Origin of the sequence: Halomonas sp. PAMB 3232 (assembly GCF_031954225.1) — a bacterium.
Classification (GTDB): domain Bacteria; phylum Pseudomonadota; class Gammaproteobacteria; order Pseudomonadales; family Halomonadaceae; genus Vreelandella.
In genome coordinates, this window is the sequence record NZ_CP134865.1 from 3589165 (window position 1) to 3607093 (window position 17929).

A 17929-nucleotide genomic window follows, 5' to 3' on the forward strand; every position below is an offset into this window, starting at 1 on the left:
GCGAGTGAAGCGAGCCATTCAAACCTGCCGAACAGTGCTCTAACTTCCTGACAAACCGAAGGTTTTCACCTTCATCCACCGCTGGAAACGTTGTCCGTCCCCGGCAGCGGATGCGTACTTTACGGATTTGGCGAGGCGAGTGCAAGCGGTTTTTCGACTGCAGGTGAAAACGACTTTAACCTCACCTTTCTACTACCCAAAAGGTATCCACCTTTATGGTATTGAGCCCCCTGGTTAAACCCCATAACCTTGGCGCTCTCCCGTTAAAGGCGAGGCTTATGATCCACTCACCGCTTTTTCCCTCGAGCCGCAGGCGCCTCGTTTGGATTTTGGCGCTTCTGCTCGGGCTGGTGGTCGGCATGTGGCAGGCCGCCGAGTTTGCCCGGGTGCGCGCGCTCGGTGAGCTGGAGGAGGACGCCGAAAACGAGCTGCGCCTGTCGGCGGCCAACCTCCAGGGCTATCTGCTGCGCTTTGACTATTTGCCTCCCATGCTGGCCACCCGCGAAGCCGTGCGCCGCTTTCTCGCCTCTCCACAAAGCCAAAACCCCATGCCGCTCAACATGCTGCTGGATCGGTTCCGCTTTACTGCTGGGGTGTCCGACGTCTATCTGCTGGACCGGGAAGGCACCACCCTGGCCGCCAGCAACTGGCACCGCCCCAACACCTTCATCGGCCACAACTATTCGTTTCGTAGTTACTATACCCAGGCCATGAATGGTCAGCCCGGACGCTTTTTCGGGCTGGGCACCCAGTCGCTCGAGCGCGGCTACTTCTTTTCAGCGCCGGTTTGGCTGGACGATACCGCCCCGGACGCCACCCCGGATGGAGTGATCGTGATCAAGGTACTGCTCGACGAGGTCGAGCAGAGCTGGGCGGAGCAGGATGCCGAGCTTTTCGTCACCGATGGCGACGACATCATCTTCATGGCCAGCCGCCCGGAGCTTCGCATGAGCGCGCTCTATCCGCTCGATGTTGCCGAGCGAGACATGCTAAGACGCACCCGACGCTACGCCATGGAGCCATTGAACTACTCTGGCATTCGCGTGGACGCTGACGATAACGCCAACGGCCGGCAAGTCAGCTTCGAGCAAGGCCCGCTGACGGGCGAGCACTACCTGAGCCTGACCCAGACCATCACCGAATTCGGTTGGCAGATGCATATCCTCAAACCGCTGACCCCGGTTGCACGCGCGCAGTGGATCGCCGCGCTGATGGCGGGCGGGCTGTATGGGTTGCTGGTGCTTGGCGGCGGCGTGGGCTGGCAACGTTGGCGGCTGCGCCGGGAGCGCGAGGCGTTCGCCGAGCGTGAGCGACAGACGCTTGCCCGGGTGCGCGACGAGCTCGAGGTCAGCGTGGCGCGGCGTACCCGCGACCTGGTGGCTAGTAACCAGCGCCTCTCCAGCGAGATCGACGAGCGTCTGCGCGCCGAAGCGAGCCTGCGCCAGACTCAGGACGAGCTGGTGCAGGCCGCGAAGCTGGCCGTTCTGGGCCAGCTGGCGGCCGGCATCAACCACGAACTCAACCAGCCGCTGGCGGCGATTCGTGCCTACGCCGAAAACGCCCGGCGCTTCATCGAGCTGGCCCGCACCGAGCAGGCCGATGCCAACCTTGGTCAGATCGTCGAGCTGACCGAGCGCATGGCGGAGATCAGCGCTCAGTTGCGCCAGTTCTCGCGCAAGAGCAGCGAGCGCCATGAAAGCATCGCCGTTCAAACCTGCGCCGAGTACGCGCTTCGCCTGTTTCAAAACCGCCTGCGCGAAAGCCACACCGAGGTGATTCAGACGATGCCCGCCGAACCGCTCTGGGTCGTTGGAGACCTGGTGCGTCTGGAGCAGGTGCTGGTCAACCTGATCGGCAACGCCCTGCAGGCCACCAGCGGCCAGCCAGCGCCCAGGCTGATACTCAGCGCCGGGAGTGAAGGCGACGTCGTGCAGATTCGCGTCGAGGATAACGGCCCCGGTATCGACGAAGAGCACCTAACGCACATCTTCGAGCCCTTTTTCACCACCCGGGCGCCGGGCAGTGGCCTGGGACTCGGCCTTTCGATCTCTTCGCGTATCATGAAGGATTTAGGCGGCAGCCTCGTGGCCAGCAATACCGACCGCGGCGCGTGTTTTACGCTTACCCTCGCCGCCGGTGAGCCGCCCGTCGAACCGCCCGCTCAACCGTTGGAGAGCCGCCATGCATGAGCCCGAGACGCTGCCCGTGATCGTCATCGACGACGAGGCGCATCTGCGCATCACGGCCAGCCAAACGCTGGAACTCGCCGGCTACACGCCGCACTGTTTCGCCTCTGCCGAGCAGGCGCTGGCTGAGCTTCCGCCGCACTTTCCCGGCGTCATCGTCAGCGACATGCGCATGCCGGGCATGGACGGCATGGCGCTTCTACACGCGTTAAAAAAGCGCGACCCGACGCTGCCGATCATTCTCATTACCGGTCACGGCGACATCTCTACCGCCGTGGAAGCCATGCGCGCCGGCGCCTGGGATTTTCTGGAGAAACCCTTCGCCGGCGAGCAGCTCGTCGACGTGGTGCGCCGCGGCATCGAAAAGCGCCAGCTGAGTCTGGAGAACACCCACCTCAAGGCGGAGCTCGAGGCGCAGCAGGCCGCGCTCGGCCCGCGCCTGGTCGGCCGCACCCCGGTGATCTCGCACCTGGCGGCGATGATTCAGCGCATCAGTCAGGTCGAAGCCGATGTGCTGCTGCTGGGCGAAACCGGGACGGGCAAGGATCTGGTCGCCCGGGCGATCCACGAGCGCAGCGCCCGGCGCGCCAGTCCGTTCATGGCGATCAACTGCGGGGCGGTGCCGGAGCACACCATCGAATCCGAGCTTTTCGGCCACGAGAAAGGCGCCTTCACCGGCGCGGTGGAGCGACGAATCGGCAAGTTCGAGCACGCCAACGGCGGCACGGTGTTTTTGGATGAGATCGAATCCATGCCGCCGGCGCTGCAGGTGAAGCTCTTGCGCGTACTCCAGGAGCGCAGCGTCGAGCGTTTGGGCGCCAACGAGACGGTGGCGCTGGACATCCGCGTCATCGCCGCCACCAAGGTGGATCTCAAGGTCGCCGCCGACGAGGGCCGCTTTCGCGAGGATCTCTACTACCGGCTCAACGTGGTGACGCTGCCGCTGCCCGCTCTGCGCGAGCGCCGTGAGGACATCCCGCTTCTATTCCAGCACTTCGCCGTGGTCGCCGCCAACAGAAGCGGCCTGGAAGCGCCGACGCTGGATAACCACGCCGTGGCCACGCTGTTGGCCCACGACTGGCCGGGCAACGTGCGCGAGCTTAGAAACCTGGCCGAGCGCTACGTGCTGCTCGGCGCGGCCTTCGACTACCGCCTCGATGTGCTGCTCGCCGGTGAAACCGCAAGCGTCGAAGAGCCCACGCTACCTCGCCAGGTCGAGCTGTTCGAAAAGAGCCTGATCAGCCAGTCCCTGGCCCGCCACCAGGGCCGCGTCATCGACGTGTGCACGCACCTGGGCCTGCCGCGCAAGACCTTTTACGACAAGCTGAAAAAGCACGGCCTGAGCGCCGAGGATTACCGCCACAAAAGCGACCCCTGATGCAAAAGCTCGCCCAGCACCCCCCAGGGCGGCACCCAGGGCATCAGAGTCAACAGCGCGATCAGCATCAACAGGTTGGAGACCGGCCGGCGGCTATCGCCGAGTTTTAGCGCCGTGCCGAAGGAGCGCTTGAGCCGCGCCCCTTCCAAATCGACGCTAAACAGCTCGTCGAGCCCCAAATGGATGAGAAACCCCAGCAGCACCGAGGCGCCGTGGGACCAGGCGATCCAGGGCGGCTGCATCAGCGCATTAAAGCTGAGCGCGGCGGTGGCGCCGGCACAGAGCGCTGCAGCCATCAAGGAGTGCCAGATACCGCGGTGCACGGTGAGTTTGGAAAACAGAATGCTTGCCAGATAGCGCACGCCAAAATAGATGCCGCCGCAGGCAACGAGCAGCATGCCCGGCGCCAACCACGGCTGCAACAGCAGTACGCCGAGCACCAGCGAGGGCACCGAAAGCAGGTTGAAAATCAAACGGATGGACTTGGAGCGGTCGGCGTCGATATCCGGCAAAATGCCGCCAAAGGCGACCAGCGCGATCATCAAAAGCGCTTGTGAAGGCGACCACCACTGCGCGTGGTAGCCCCCGTACGCGAAAAGCGTGCCGCCCGCCGCCGCCACCGTAATGTGCGTGCGAAAATTCGCCATACCGCGGCACCCTATAAAACTGTATAAATTAACAGATTATAGACCCGCGCGACACGCTGAGAATAGAAAAAAGAGTGTCAGGGCAACCGTTTAGGCAGATTCGTTATCCGGTTCGGCCAAAAACTGATCCTTCAACTTCACGTAATTGCCTGCCGTATAGGTAAAAAACGCCCGCTCCTTCTCCTTGAGCGGGCGCAGCGCCTTCGCCGGGTTGCCGCCGTAGACATGACCGCTTTCGAGCGTTTTGCCCGGGGTCACCACGGCGCCGGCGGCGATGATCACTTCGTCTTCGACCACCACGCCGTCCATGACGATCGCGCCCATCCCCACCAGAATGCGGCTGCCGAGGGTGGCGCCGTGCAAAAGCGCCTTGTGGCCGATGGTCACGTCATCGCCCACGGTGAGCGCAAAGCCGTCCGGATTGAAGTCGCTGGCATGGGTGATATGCAGCACGCTGCCATCCTGGATACTGACCCGCGCGCCGATACGGATACGGTGCATATCGCCGCGAATCACCGTCATCGGCCAGACCGAGCAGTCATCACCCAGCACGACATCGCCGATTACGACGCTCGCCGGGTCGATGAAGACCCGCTCGCCCAACCGCGGGCTCTGCCCCTTGAACGCTCTCAACGCCTTGCTCATGTGTGCTCCTTCAAGCTGGTCGGTCAGCCCAGCGCCAGCACGCCACCGACCAGCACCACCAACGTTAACGGAATCGATATATAGCGAAGCGTAGCACGCCAGAGCCGGTAGCCACGACTACCCGCCCCCAGCGACTCGACCGCCAGGGATTCCGGCAACACCCAGGCCGCGAAGATGGCGATCAAGAGCCCGCCCAGCGGCAAAAAGACATCCGGCGGAATCGAGCTTAAAAGCTCGAACACGTTGCGCCCCCAAAGCGGGCGGAACTCGCCAAGCGTGGAGAAGGAGAGCGCGGCCAGCACGCCGAGTAGCCAGACGCTCACAGCCACCGCCGCGGTACTGATACTCCGCCGCCACCCCATGCCGGTGAGCATAGCGACCATCGGTTCGGCCAGATTGATCGCCGACGTCCAGGTCGCCAGCAGCAACAGCAGGAAAAAGCCACTGAGCCAGAGGCTGCCAAAAGGCAGCTCGGCGAAGGCGATGGGCAGGGTGACGAACATCAGCCCCGGCCCCTGGGTCGGGTCGAGCCCCTGGGCGAACACGACGGAGAAAATCGCGATACCGGCCAATAGCGCCACGCAGATATCGAGCAGCGCCACCGCGAAGGCCGCCCGGGTCAGACTCTGCTCTTCGGGCATGTAAGCGCCATAGGCCATCAGCGCGCAGGCGCCCACCGCCAGGGTGAAGAAGGCGTGGCCCATGGCGTGAAACACCACCGTCGGCGTGATTGCTTCAAAAGAGGGCAAAAAGAGCCAGCCAAGCGCTGGGCCGAAACCGTCGGTGCTCGCCCCGTAGCCCGCCAGCACCAGCAGCAGGAGATACAAAAGCGGCATCAGAAAATTGTTCAGCCGCTCCAAACCCTTGGCAACGCCGGCGGCGACCACGGTCATGGTGATGAACAGAAACAGCGAGTGGTTGAAAACCAGAAGCCAGGGGTTGGCCAGAAAGGCCTCGAAGCCGGCGCCAATCGCCTGTGGCGACTGACCCTCGAAGGTGCCGTTGATCGAGGCCACCAGAAATTCGATCGACCAGCCGGACACCACCGAGTAAAACGACAGAATGCAGAAGACGGTCAGCGCGCCAAAAAGCCCCAGATAACGCCAGCGCGGACTCGCCTGGCTTGCCCTGGCGAGCGTGGCCAGCGAGCGCACCGGGCTTTGGCGCCCGCCGCGGCCGATCAGAATTTCCGCCATCATCACAGGAATGCCCAGCAGCAGCACGAAGGCGATATACAGCAATAAAAACGCCGCGCCGCCGTTTTCCCCGGCGATATAGGGAAAGCGCCAGATATTGCCAAGTCCCACCGCCGCCCCGGTCATTGCGAGGATAAAGGCGCGTTTGGACCCCCAGCGCTCTAGCGTGTCGTTCATCACCTGCTCCTGGCGGACTCGAAAAATGGGTATCGAAGATCGTAGTGAAAGTCGGCAAGCCTAGCAGGCGCCTACGTAAAGGCCAATGGTCAGTCAAACCCGCCATGAAGCGCCTCGAGCGCTTTGTGAGCGCCCGCGCAGCCGCCGCTTAATAGCGCCGCCGCCATTGAAAGCGCGGGGCATCGCCCGCACTGTGTCATGATCGCTTTCTGATCGCGCCCTTTAATTTTCAACGAGGTGTCCATGTCCCAAAATCCCCTGCTTGAGACACAAACGCTCCCCCCTTTCGCCGATATTCGCGCCGAGCACGTACTCCCGGCGATCGACACGCTTTTGGACGAAAGCCGTGCGGCCATCGAGTCCCTCGTCGACCAGGCACGTCACACGCCGCCGACCTGGGCGAACTTCGCAGCCCCCTTGGAGGAGGTCAACGACCGCCTTTCCCGCGCGTGGTCGCCGGTCAGCCAGCTCAACAGCACCATGAACTCGCCGGAACTTCGAGAGGCCTATGAGGCGTGCATCGAAAAGCTCTCCGCCTTTGGTACGTGGGTAGGCCAGCACGAAGGCCTCTTTCACGCCTGGCAAGCGCTCAAGCAGGAGCCCACCTGGTCGAACCTCGATGCCGGCCAACAGCGCGCCGTGGACAACGCCCTGCGCGATTTCCGCCTGGCAGGCGTTGATCTGCCCGCGGATAAAAAGGCGCGCTACGGCGAGATCCAGGCGCGGCTCTCACAGCTTTCCAACCAGTACTCCAACCACGTGCTGGACGCTACTCAGGCTTGGCACAAGGATATCGAAAGCGTTGATGAACTGGCCGGCGTGCCCGAAAGTGCCCGCGAGACGCTGAAAGCCATCGCTGAGGCGAAGGGCGTCGAGGGCTACCGCATCACCCTCGATTTCCCGAGCTTTTTCCCGGTGGTCAGCTATGCCGACCGCCGCGAGCTTCGCGAAGAGGTGTATACCGCCTTCGTCACCCGCGCCTCAAACCAGGGCCCGAACGCGGGACGCTTCGACAACGCCGCGCTGATCGAGGAAATTCTCGCGCTGCGCCAGGAGCTGGCCCAGCTGCTCGGCTTCGATACCTACGCCGATCTGTCGCTGGCGACCAAAATGGCGGACTCGCCGGGCCAGGTAGAAGAATTTCTCAACGACCTGGCCCGCCGTGCCAAACCCCAGGCCGAGGAGGAGTTCGAGGAGCTTGGCCGCTTTGCCCGCGAGGAGCTCGGCATCGACACCTTGAAGCCCTGGGATGTCGGCTACGCCAGTGAAAAGCTTCGCGAGGCGCGCTATGCGATCAACCAGGAGCAGCTTCGCCCCTACTTCCCCGCCCCGCGCGTGGTCGACGGGCTCTTCCAGGTGCTCGAGCGTCTTTACGGCCTGCAGGTCGAGGAGGACGCGCAGGCGCCGCGCTATCACCCGGACGTGCGCTTTTTCAACATTCTGGAGAACGGCACGCCGATCGCCGGCTTCTATCTCGACCTCTACGCCCGCGAAGGCAAACGCGGCGGCGCCTGGATGGCCGACTGCCGCGTTCGCCGCGAAGGCGTCGACGGCCTGCAGCTGCCGGTGGCGTTTTTGACCTGCAACTTCACCGCCCCGGTCGGCAACAAGCCCGCTCTTTTGACCCACGACGAAGTCACCACGCTATTTCACGAGTTTGGCCACGGCCTGCATCACATGCTCACCCGCCAGTCGATCGCCGATATCTCCGGCATCAACGGCGTGGCCTGGGACGCGGTGGAGCTGCCCAGCCAGTTCATGGAGAACTACTGCTGGGAGCGCGAGGGCATCGACCTGCTTTCCGGCCACGTCGAGAGCGGCGAGCCGCTGCCCGAGGCGCTGTTCGAGCGCCTGCTGGCGGCGAAAAACTTCCAGTCCGCCATGGGCATGATGCGCCAGCTCGAGTTCTCGCTTTTTGACCTGCGCCTGCATCACGAACTCAAAGCGCCGAGTGCCGATGACGTGCAGGCGCTTCTGGATGAGGTACGCCGCCAAACCTCGGTCGTACCCACGGTCGACTTCAACCGCTTCCAGAACAGCTTTAGTCACATTTTCGCCGGCGGCTACGCGGCGGGCTACTACAGCTACAAGTGGGCAGAAGTGCTCTCGGCGGACGCCTGGAGTGCGTTCGAGGAAGCGGGCATTTTCGATCCGGCCACCGGCACCCGCTTTCGCCAGCAGATTCTTGAACAGGGCGGCGCGGTGGATGCCGCCGAACTGTTCGAGGCGTTTCGCGGACGCGAGCCGAGCGTCGAGCCGCTTTTGCGCCATAGCGGTATCCGCGCCGCCTGACGCGCCCTTTCAACGACCTCTTTTCAACGACCTCTTTTCAACGACCTCTTTTCAACGACCAAGGAGCGCGGCAAGCCGCCGCGCTCGGGAGAGACCATGTCGAGTGTGAAACGCTTTATCGCTGGCGTCACCTGCCCGCGCTGCGCGGCCATGGACCGCATCCGCGCCTGGGAGCAGAACGGCATTCGCTATCGCGAGTGCGTGAGCTGCGATTTTTTCGAGCAGCTCCCCATTGAAGACGAAAACTCCTCGGAGCTGACCACCCGGGTCAACCAGGTACGCGAGGAGCAAAAGAGCCAGGACGTCCAGCCGGTGCGGATTCTCGACCCCAAAAGAAAATCCTGACCCGAGCTTTTGTCTGACGCCAGCCTGCCTGACTGGCGCTTACGCCATCCAGTAACGCATTGACGACCGCGCCTCGCATCCGAGTGGCCTCGCATTCGAGTGGCCTCGCACCCGAGTGTGCGGCTTTTCGCACGTCTGAACCCGGCGTCTGTGCGAATATCCAGCCACATCCCGCTTCTTCGGTTTCGACCAAAGTTGAAGGAAAACGTCGTAACTAACTGAAAACAAATAAAGGGACATTACCTGGCACGAGGATCGCTCTAAACAGGCTGTTTAACCGGGCCATTGCTGCCTTGTTTCAAAAGCCGTTTTACAAAAACCTCAATAACCGCCAGGGAATTCTCGCCATGCGCCAACTCATGCCCAAAACCGCGCTTATGCTCGCAAGCGCCACCCTCGTTGCCGCTGCCGGTAGCGCCAGCGCCGAGGAAGACCGCGCCGGCTGGCCAGACAACTTCACCGTTGGTACCGCAAGTCAGGGCGGCACTTACTTCGTCTACGGCTCCGGCTGGGCCAACTTCATCGCCGATGAGCTGGGCCTTTCCGGCGGCGGCGAAGTGACCGGCGGTCCGACTCAAAACCTGGCGCTGGTGCACTCCGGCGACATGGCCTTCGGACTGACCACCATGGGCCCGGCCGCCGATGCGGTGAACGGCGAAAGCCCGCTGGCGCCGGGGCTCAAGATGGATAACGTCTGCGCACTGTTCCCGATGTACGAAACGCCGTTCTCGATTACCGCGCTTTCAAGCTCCGGCATCGAGTCGATCTCCGACATTCCCGACGGCGCGCGCATCGGCTTTGGCCCGGCGGCCTCCACCTCGGACACCTACTTCCCGGCGATGCTGGAAACCCTGGGCGTGAACTTCGAGCGCCGTAACGGCGGCTGGTCGGATCTCGGCGGCCAGCTCCAGGACGGCCTGCTGGACGTCATCGCCTTCGCCGCAGGCATCCCGATTCCGGCAGTGAGCCAGCTCGAAGTGCAGACCGACGTCAACATCATCTCCTTCACCGATGAAGAGCGCGCTACCGTGCTCGACAACTACCCGGTCGCGGAGTACGACATTCCGGCGAGCACCTACACCACGCTCGAGGAAGACTCCCCGGTCGTCTCCATGTGGAACTTCGCCATGGCGGGCTGCGATTTGCCCGAGGACTTCATCTACGAAGTCACCAAGGTGACCATGGAGAACAACGACCGCATGCGCTCGATTCACCGCAGCGCCGAAACCACCGTGCCGGAAAACGTCGTGCACAACACCGTGCTGCCCTTCCACCCGGGGGCGGCGCGCTGGTTCGAAGAGAACGGCTATGAGATCGACGACAGCCTGATCAAGTAAGCCGACCCGCTCGCTTTTTGCCCCGCCGGCGATGCCGCGCGGGGCCGTTTTGCCTCTCCCTTTTACCGATGACTGAAGGTGACCTTGCATGAGTCATAACGCCGACTCCCCCCCATTTGATGCCAAGGATGAAGGTCACGTCACCGCGGCCTCGAGCGCGACGATCGCCGATGGCGTCGACGAGGAAGTGGTCGAAGCCAACCGGCGCGTCTTTACCGGCTGGCAGTTTTTGCTCTTTGCGACGCTCGCGATTCTCTACTCGGGATTTCACCTGTTTTCGCTGAACGTCTACCCAATCGAAACCTGGTCGTTTCGTATCATCCACATCGCCGGCGCCCTGATTCTCGGGTACGGGCTTTTCGCCGGCGCCCGCTTTGCCGAGGCCGGGACCCACGCCTCGCCCGCGTGGCTCAAGGCGCTGGGGTTCGCGCTGCTGATTCCGGCGGCCTATACGCTGGTGCAGGTATTCTTGATGCAGCAGACGCTGGCCGGCGGCGCCATGCGCATCGACCCCGCCGTGGAGAACTGGCACTTCGGCTATCCGCTGATGGCCACCACCGCTGCCGCCATCGTGCTCTCCTGGGGCTTTCGCTTGGAGCGTGATCGCTTCAACCCGGCGGATCTGGTCCTGATGGTGTGCGCGCTGGCAAGCGCCGGCTATTTACTGCTGATGTACAACTCGCCCATGCGTGCCTCGACCGGCACCTCCTTTGCGCCAATCGGCATCTCCTGGGCGGCGATCGCCGGCTCGCTGCTGATTCTGGAGCTGACCCGGCGTGTGGCGGGCCTGGCGCTGGTGGTGATCTCCGCCGTCTTTTTGGTCTACGTTTTCGCCGGGCCCTATCTACCGGGCTTTCTGGGCTATCCGGGGCTATCGGTGCAGCGCTTTTTCAGCCAGGTCTACACCGACGCCGGGATTCTCGGCCCGACCACCGCGGTCTCCTCGACCTACATCATCCTGTTCATCATTTTCGCGGCGTTTTTGCAGGCCTCCAAAGTGGGCGACTACTTCGTCAACTTCGCTTTCGCCGCCGCCGGGCGCGCGCGCGGCGGCCCGGCCAAGGTCTCGATCTTCGCCTCGGGCCTGATGGGCATGATCAACGGCACCTCGGCGGGTAACGTGGTCTCCACGGGCTCGCTGACCATTCCGCTGATGAAGAAAGTGGGTTATCCCGCGCGCAGCGCCGGCGCCATCGAGGCGGCGGCCTCTACCGGCGGGCAGATCATGCCGCCGATCATGGGCGCGGGCGCCTTTATCATGGCGGAAGTGACCGGCATTCCCTATACCGAGATCGCCATCGCCGCGATCATTCCCGCGGTGCTCTACTTCGCGTCGATCTACTTCATGGTCGATTTCGAGGCGGCGCGCAAGGGCATGCGCGGCATGCGTAAGGACGAAATTCCGCGCTTCTCGCGTCTGGTAAAGCAGGTGTACCTGTTCGCGCCGATCATCATTTTGATCGCAGCGCTGTTCATGGGCTACTCGGTGATTCGCGCGGGCACGCTTGCGACCGCCTCGGCGGCGGTAGTGAGCTGGATTTCACCGAACAAGATGGGGCCGAAAGCGATTTTGAAAGCGCTGCAGCTCGCCGGCACCATGTCGATCCAGATCATCGCCGTGTGCGCCTGCGCCGGGCTGATCGTCGGCGTCATTTCGCTGACCGGCGTCGGCGCGCGCTTCTCTTCGCTCTTATTGGGGCTTGCCGGCGTCAGCCAGCTTTTGGCGCTGGTGTTCGCCATGCTGATCAGCATTTTGCTGGGCATGGGCATGCCGACCACCGCCGCCTACGCGGTCGCGGCGTCGGTGGTGGCGCCCGGGTTGATCAATATCGGCATCCAGCCGCTGGTAGCACACTTCTTCGTGTTCTACTTCGCGGTGGTCTCGGCAATCACCCCGCCGGTGGCGCTGGCCTCCTACGCGGCGGCGGGCATCTCCGGCGATAACCCGATGGGTACCTCGGTGGCGTCGTTCAAGATCGGGCTGGCGGCGTTTATCGTGCCGTTCATGTTCTTCTACAGCCCGGCGATGCTGATGGAAGGCTCGGCGCTACAGATACTGCGCGTCGGCGTGACCGCCACGCTCGGTATCGTGCTGCTCTCGGGCATGGTGCAGAAGTGGTTCTTCGGGCCGGTCAACGGCGCGGCGCGGGTGGTGATGCTGGTGGGGGCGATTTTTCTGATCTACGGCGGCATCTATACCGATGCGTTGGGCCTTGCCATCGCCGCGGCGCTGTTTTTGATGCAGCGGCGCCAGAGGGACAACACACCGTCGACCAGCACTTCGTCATAGAAAGTGAATCGCGTAAAACGACAACGCCCGCCTGGTTCGCCAGACGGGCGTTTTTTATGAGTAGCCGTATCGAGTGACCCGTAGCGGGGGTTTTTCGCCAGGGATGGCGAAAGTAGCGTACAGGGAGGTATTCATAGCGCCCCGCGGAGGGTTACTCGATACGGCGCCCCCCTGCTCAACATATTCTCCGATACGCGTTAGCCGACCAGATTATTCACGACCTTCAGCACCGGAGCGGATTGGTTCAGGGTGTAGAAATGAAGGCCCGGCGCACCGCCGTCGAGCAGGCGTTGCGACAACCGGGTAACGACATCGGTACCGAAAGCGGCGATCGATTCGTGGTCGTCACCAAAGGATTCGAGCTGCTTGCGAATCCAGCGCGGAATCTCGGCGCCGCAGGCATCGGAAAAGCGCGCCAGCTTGGTGTAGTTGGTGATCGGCATGATGCCCGGAATGATCGGCTGGGTGACACCGTGGGCGCGGGCGCGCTCGACGAAGTGGAAGTAGGCGTCGGCGGTGAAGAAGTACTGGGTGATCGCCATGTCGGCGCCGGCGTTCATCTTGCGCGCGAAATTCTCCACGTCGCGCTCGAGGTTGGCCGCCTGAGGATGCGACTCCGGGTAGGCGGCCACGGCGATGTTGAAGTGATCGCCGGTTTCCGCGCGGATGAACTCGACCAGTTCGTTGGCGTAGCGCAGCTCGCCGATACTCGCCATGCCCGAGGGCAGATCGCCGCGCAGCGCCACCAGGCTCTCCACACCCTCTTCGCGGTACTGCGCCAGCAGATCGCGCAGCTGCGCCTTTTCACTGCCGATGCAGGAGAGGTGGGGCGCGGTAGTGATACCGCTTTCGCTCACCCGGCGAACGATGTCCTGGGTGCGCGCCTGGGTAGAGCCACCGGCGCCGTAGGTGACCGAGAAAAAGCGCGGGTTGGTGGCGGCCAGCGCATCGCGCACGTGAATCAGCTTCTCGCGCCCGGCCTCGGTGCTCGGCGGAAAGAACTCGAAGCTGATACCTAACGGATGTTCCTGGCTGCTCATGACGGGCCTCGCGGGGGCTATAAAGGTGATAATGTGGCCTATTGTCGCCGCTGAGCCGGGGCGCGGCTAATGAAAGATTCCACGGCGCTACGTTAATTTGATTCATAGTCGCGGCCTTTAACCTTTGGAAAACCTCATGGACCTCTCCTTTGCAACGCTTGCGGGCCCTTTGCTGACACTTCTGAGCTTCGTGGCACTCGGTTTCGTTGCGGCCAAACGGCTCAAGGTGAATCCGCAGCCCATCGCCACGCTGCTGGTCTACGTGATCGCGCCGTTCACCGTCTTTCGAGCGCTGATGAACGGTGACCCGACCGCCGAGTATTTGACGCTAACGTTGGCGCTTTTTCTCTTCACCAGCACCCTGGCGCTAGCGGTCAACGCGCTCGGCCGGCGCGTTTTCGCCGCTCATGAAGCGGCGCTTTTGGCGTTCTCCTCGGGCACCGGCAATACCGGCTACTTCGGCCTGCCCATCGCGTTGATTTTGTTACCGCCAGAGGGGGTGACGCTCTATCTCTTCTGCATGTTGGGCATCAATCTCTACGAGTTCACCGTGGGCTTTTACCTGAGCGCGCGCGGCCAGTTCTCGGTGCGCCAGAGCCTCATCAAGATCAGCCGCCTGCCGCTTCTCTACGCCTTCGCCCTGGCGCTTTTGCTCGGCGCGCTCTCGATACGCCTGCCCGCGCCGGTGATGGAGTCGCTTTCGGTGTTCCCGGCAAGCTACACGCTGCTGGGCATGATGATCATCGGCATGACCTTGAGCCAGGCGCGGCTTGCGGCCTGGGATACGCGCTTCGTGCTGGCGTGCCTGGGGCTTCGCTACGTGCTGTGGCCGACGCTGATGCTCATTGGGGTACTGGTACTCGATGCGCTCCTGGGGCTTTCGCCGACGCTGGCGTTGGCGCTATTGCTGTTGAGCGTGGTGCCGATGGCCTCCAACGTGGTGGTGGTCGCCATGGAGCTTGGGATCGAGCCGCAAAAGGGGGCGCTTGCGGTGCTGACGAGCACGCTGCTGGCCCCACTTTTGATACCGCTTTATCTGGGCGTGATGCTGTCACTCACCGGGCTCGGCTAGAAAGGCGCTGCTCAAAAACCCGCTACGCCGACGGCGCGCAGCTGAATCGCCATGCGCGTAAGCTCGGGATGGCTGAAAAACGCCGCCAGCGCCTCACCGCGCACGGGGCCGACGCCGGGCCGGGCCTGCCACTCGTCGGCACTCAACGCCTTGAGCGTTTCCCAATCCTGCAGGCGCGCGTTTGCCCCCGGCGGCACGCCGAGAGCGTCCAGCCACGTCGCGAAGGAGGCGCCGCGCGCCTGGCGAAACGCGCTCAAGAGCGCTTCGGCGCGCGCCTCCCCGATGCCGGAGACCTGCATGAGCCCCTCGCGGCTCAGTTGCTGCCAGCCCAAAAGCTCGTTCACCGCCCCCGCCTCCAACAGCGCGCGCCAGGTGCCCTCACCCACCCCGCGCATGTTGAGCCGCTCGCCAAGATACGTCAGCCGTGCCAGCAGCTGGTCGAAACAGCCTGGCGTCAGCGAAAAGCAGCTCAAGAGATGATAGCGCTCGGGCGCCGGCGGGGTGAGCTCGGCGCGCTCGCGGGTGTGCCAGACCACCTCGCGCGCCTGAGGGATGGTGAGCCCGGCGAGCTCGACGGCGACCTGGTCGCCGGGGCGCACGTCCCACTCGCGCCAACGATCGAGCGAGCCCAGCGACACCCGGCCAATGCGCCGCCCGTCGAGCTCGACCGGGTAGAGGTGCAGAAGCGGCGTCACCCGCCCGGTGCGGCCGACGCGAAACTCGACGCCGCGCACCTGCGCCAGCGCCTGGCTTGGCGGATACTTCCAGGCCACCGCCCAGCTCGGCGGCGAGCTCGACCAGCTCTGGATGCCCGGGCGCTCGGCCTGCTTGATCACCACGCCGTCGGTGGCAAATGGCAGCGGTGCGTTGAACCAGGTCTCGCGCCAGTAGGCGGCATCGTGCTGCTCATCGAGGCGGTGGGTATAGGCCGCGGTGTCGAAGCCGAGCGCTCGAAGCGCGTCAAGCCGAGTGGCCATGTCCGTCGGGCCGTCCGGCCAATCCCAGACGAAGAGCCCGATACGCTCGAGCGTCTCCGCGCTCGGCGCGCGCTGGGCCATGACGCCGGCCACCCGCCCCCGGGCACCGCTCTCCGGCGCCAGGGCCTGAACGTGGTCACTCAGGCGCCAATAGAGCTCCCCCTGGAGGATCGCGTCGATGGGCCGGGGCAGCCGGTTGGGCACCGCGGGCAGCTCCAGCGCGCGCGGGGTCCAGTTCTGGCCGCGCTCGCCATCGCCGCGGCTGACCGCATCGATCAGCTCGCCGGCCTCATAGTGGAGCGTGACCGCCACCCCGTCGACCTTGGGCTGAATCCAGAGATTGTCGCGGCGGGTAGTGAAGCGGCGCACGCCCTCCTCGTCGGTTTTATCGAGCCCGGTCTGCGCCGCCGGATGGGCGCGGGTGGAGGTGGTACGCTCAGCGGAAGCAGGCAGGGTAGGCGTGGAAACCGTGCGCGTGGACGTGGTACGCGTGGCACCGGTTGGCAGAGCGTTTTCGAGCGGCCGGTGCTGCGGCGTTTGCCCGAGACAGCGCTGCCACTGCGCCAAACGCGCCGCGGCCTGGTCATACAGCGTATCGCTGACCAGCGCCACGCCTTCGCCGTGGTAGCTCAAATCCCACAGCGTGATCTGCTCGGCCAGGGCCTGGGTTTCGAGTGTGAGCCGCTCATCGGGCCAGGGCGGGCAGTCATCGGCGCGAACCCCAAAGGCCAGCAGGGACAGTACGGCTAGCGTCAACAAAGAGGAAAGCGTACGCCTTTTGATCGTCATGACTCGGCCCCGAAGCTCACTATTCATTAAAAGCCTAGGGCAGCCGTGGGACTTTCGCCCATAAAAAAACGCCCCCGGCAAAGCCGAGGGCGCTGGATCGAACGCGGGGCGGGCCTAGAGGCCGGCGGCGCTTTTGAGCGCGTCCGCCTTGTCGATCTTCTCCCAGGGGAAGGCGGTGAAGGTCTCGACCTGCGTCTCGCCCTTGTCGTCCACCCACTCATAGCGGTGCTCGAAGGGCTCGCGGCCGAAGTGGCCGTAGGCGGCGGTGAGCTGATACATCGGGTGCAGCAGATCGAGCATAGTGGTGATCGCGTAGGGGCGCAGGTCGAAGTGCTCGCGTACCAGCTCGACGATGCGAGCGTCATCGATCTTGCCGGTGCCGAAGGTGTCGATCGAGACCGAGGTCGGCTCGGCCACGCCGATGGCATACGACACCTGGATTTCGCACTTGTCGGCAAGTCCCGCCGCGACCACGTTCTTGGCCACGTAGCGACCGGCGTAGGCCGCACTGCGGTCCACTTTTGAGGGGTCCTTGCCCGAGAACGCGCCGCCGCCGTGGCGGGCCATGCCGCCGTAGGTGTCGACGATGATCTTACGCCCGGTCAACCCGCAGTCGCCCACCGGGCCACCGATGACGAACTTGCCAGTCGGGTTGATGTGGTATTGGGTGTTCTCGTCGAGCCACTCGGCGGGCAGCACTTCTTCGATGATCTCGCGCAGCACCATGTGGCGCAGGTCTTCCTGGGCGATCTCCGGGTCGTGCTGGGTCGAGAGCACCACCGCATCGACGCCGCAGGGCTGACCCTGCGCGTCGTAGCGGAAGGTCACCTGACTCTTGGCGTCCGGGCGAAGCCAAGGCAGCATGCCGTTTTTACGCAGCTCCGCTTGGCGCTCCACCAGGCGGTGCGAGTAATGAATCGGCGCCGGCATGTAGGAGTCGGTTTCGTTGGTGGCGTAGCCGAACATCAGGCCCTGGTCGCCGGCACCCTGATCTTCGGGCTTGGTGCGATCGACGCCCTGAGCGATCTCCACGCTCTGCTTGCCGATCAGGTTCACCACGCCACAGGTCGCGCCGTCGAAGCCCACTTGTGACGAGGTATAGCCGATATCGGTGATCACGTCGCGTACCAGGGTTTCCAGGTCGACCCAGGCGGAGGTCGTGATCTCGCCGGCGATGATCGCGACACCGGTCTTGACCAGGGTTTCGCAGGCCACGCGCGCCTGCTTGTCCCGGGCGATGATCGCATCCAGCACCGCATCGGAAATCTGGTCGGCAATTTTATCGGGATGCCCCTCGGAAACGGATTCGGAGGTAAACAGGGAATATTCGCTCATTACGCGCTCGGCCCTCGTACGACGGCTGCCGGCTGACAGCATCAAAAAAATCGCGGCAGGAGGCACCCTGCCGGAGTGGTAACGCGGCGACGCCGCCGCAAACGGTGGAGTTTACACGCAAGCAAGGCGCGTTCCCATAAGGCGTGCCTATAATTTGCCGAGGCCCTTGAAGTCAGCGACAATAGCCCCCTTTCTGGTTTTCGCATCGATATTCTCGCTGTTA

At 63.7% G+C, this 17929-nt stretch carries 13 protein-coding genes; 7 read left to right on the plus strand and 6 right to left on the minus strand.

Going from position 1 to position 17929, the window contains the following annotated elements; genetic code table 11:
• Positions 1–278 precede the first annotated feature (278 nt).
• Together RN346_RS16550 and RN346_RS16555 are read left to right on the plus strand one after the other, a co-directional pair.
• A complete protein-coding gene (locus tag RN346_RS16550; protein WP_311961728.1) occupies positions 279–2189 on the plus strand; it encodes an ATP-binding protein in 1911 nt (636 codons plus the stop codon).
• Complete coding sequence (locus tag RN346_RS16555; RefSeq protein WP_311961729.1) at positions 2182–3564, plus strand: sigma-54 dependent transcriptional regulator; 1383 nt, start codon at positions 2182–2184, stop codon at positions 3562–3564. Before RN346_RS16550 ends, RN346_RS16555 begins: the two co-directional genes overlap by 8 nt.
• Here the strand turns inward: RN346_RS16555 and RN346_RS16560 are convergent.
• The 3 genes from RN346_RS16560 to RN346_RS16570 all read right to left on the minus strand — a co-directional run bounded on the left by RN346_RS16560 (position 3540) and on the right by RN346_RS16570 (position 6229).
• Positions 3540–4211 carry a metal-dependent hydrolase gene (locus RN346_RS16560; protein WP_263585750.1) on the minus strand — a complete coding sequence of 224 codons (672 nt, stop codon included), beginning with the start codon at positions 4209–4211 and terminating at the stop codon, positions 3540–3542. The two genes, RN346_RS16555 and RN346_RS16560, sit on opposite strands and share 25 nt — an antisense overlap.
• Before the next feature lie 90 nt (positions 4212–4301).
• A complete protein-coding gene (locus tag RN346_RS16565; RefSeq protein WP_263585749.1) occupies positions 4302–4856 on the minus strand; it encodes a gamma carbonic anhydrase family protein in 555 nt (184 codons plus the stop codon).
• Between the two features lie 23 nt (positions 4857–4879).
• Positions 4880–6229 (minus strand): sodium-dependent transporter, encoded by a 1350-nt coding sequence (locus RN346_RS16570; protein ID WP_311961730.1) that lies wholly within the window; start codon positions 6227–6229, stop codon positions 4880–4882.
• A 243-nt stretch (positions 6230–6472) separates the two neighbouring features.
• On the opposite strand from RN346_RS16570, the gene prlC reads away from it, so the two are divergent.
• The 4 genes from prlC (at position 6473) to RN346_RS16590 (ending at position 12493) form a co-directional block, all read left to right on the plus strand.
• Positions 6473–8521, plus strand: coding sequence for an oligopeptidase A (gene prlC, locus RN346_RS16575; RefSeq protein ID WP_311961731.1), 2049 nt, complete (start codon positions 6473–6475; stop codon positions 8519–8521).
• 96 nt (positions 8522–8617) lie between these two features.
• The gene (locus RN346_RS16580; protein ID WP_263585746.1) at positions 8618–8866 is read left to right on the plus strand and encodes a YheV family putative zinc ribbon protein; all 249 of its coding nucleotides are present in this window, start codon (positions 8618–8620) and stop codon (positions 8864–8866) included.
• 347 nt (positions 8867–9213) lie between these two features.
• Positions 9214–10203 carry a TAXI family TRAP transporter solute-binding subunit gene (locus tag RN346_RS16585; RefSeq protein WP_263585745.1) on the plus strand — a complete coding sequence of 330 codons (990 nt, stop codon included), beginning with the start codon at positions 9214–9216 and terminating at the stop codon, positions 10201–10203.
• 88 nt (positions 10204–10291) lie between these two features.
• The gene (locus RN346_RS16590; protein ID WP_311961732.1) at positions 10292–12493 is read left to right on the plus strand and encodes a TRAP transporter fused permease subunit; all 2202 of its coding nucleotides are present in this window, start codon (positions 10292–10294) and stop codon (positions 12491–12493) included.
• A gap of 197 nt (positions 12494–12690) precedes the next feature.
• Here the strand turns inward: RN346_RS16590 and metF are convergent, their stop codons facing one another.
• Positions 12691–13533 carry a methylenetetrahydrofolate reductase [NAD(P)H] gene (metF, locus tag RN346_RS16595; RefSeq protein ID WP_263585743.1) on the minus strand — a complete coding sequence of 281 codons (843 nt, stop codon included), beginning with the start codon at positions 13531–13533 and terminating at the stop codon, positions 12691–12693.
• A 136-nt stretch (positions 13534–13669) separates the two neighbouring features.
• Between metF and RN346_RS16600 the strand changes: the two genes are divergently transcribed.
• On the plus strand, positions 13670–14605 hold the full coding sequence (locus RN346_RS16600; protein WP_311961733.1) for an AEC family transporter: 936 nt from the start codon (positions 13670–13672) through the stop codon (positions 14603–14605).
• 11 nt (positions 14606–14616) lie between these two features.
• On the opposite strand, the gene ligB is transcribed toward RN346_RS16600, so the two are convergent.
• Positions 14617–16371, minus strand: coding sequence for an NAD-dependent DNA ligase LigB (gene ligB, locus RN346_RS16605; protein WP_311961734.1), 1755 nt, complete (start codon positions 16369–16371; stop codon positions 14617–14619).
• Positions 16372–16485: 114 nt separating this feature from the next.
• Positions 16486–17706: a methionine adenosyltransferase gene (gene metK, locus RN346_RS16610; RefSeq protein WP_263585740.1), complete on the minus strand. Its 1221-nt coding sequence runs from the start codon at positions 17704–17706 to the stop codon at positions 16486–16488.
• Positions 17707–17929: the final 223 nt, after the last annotated feature.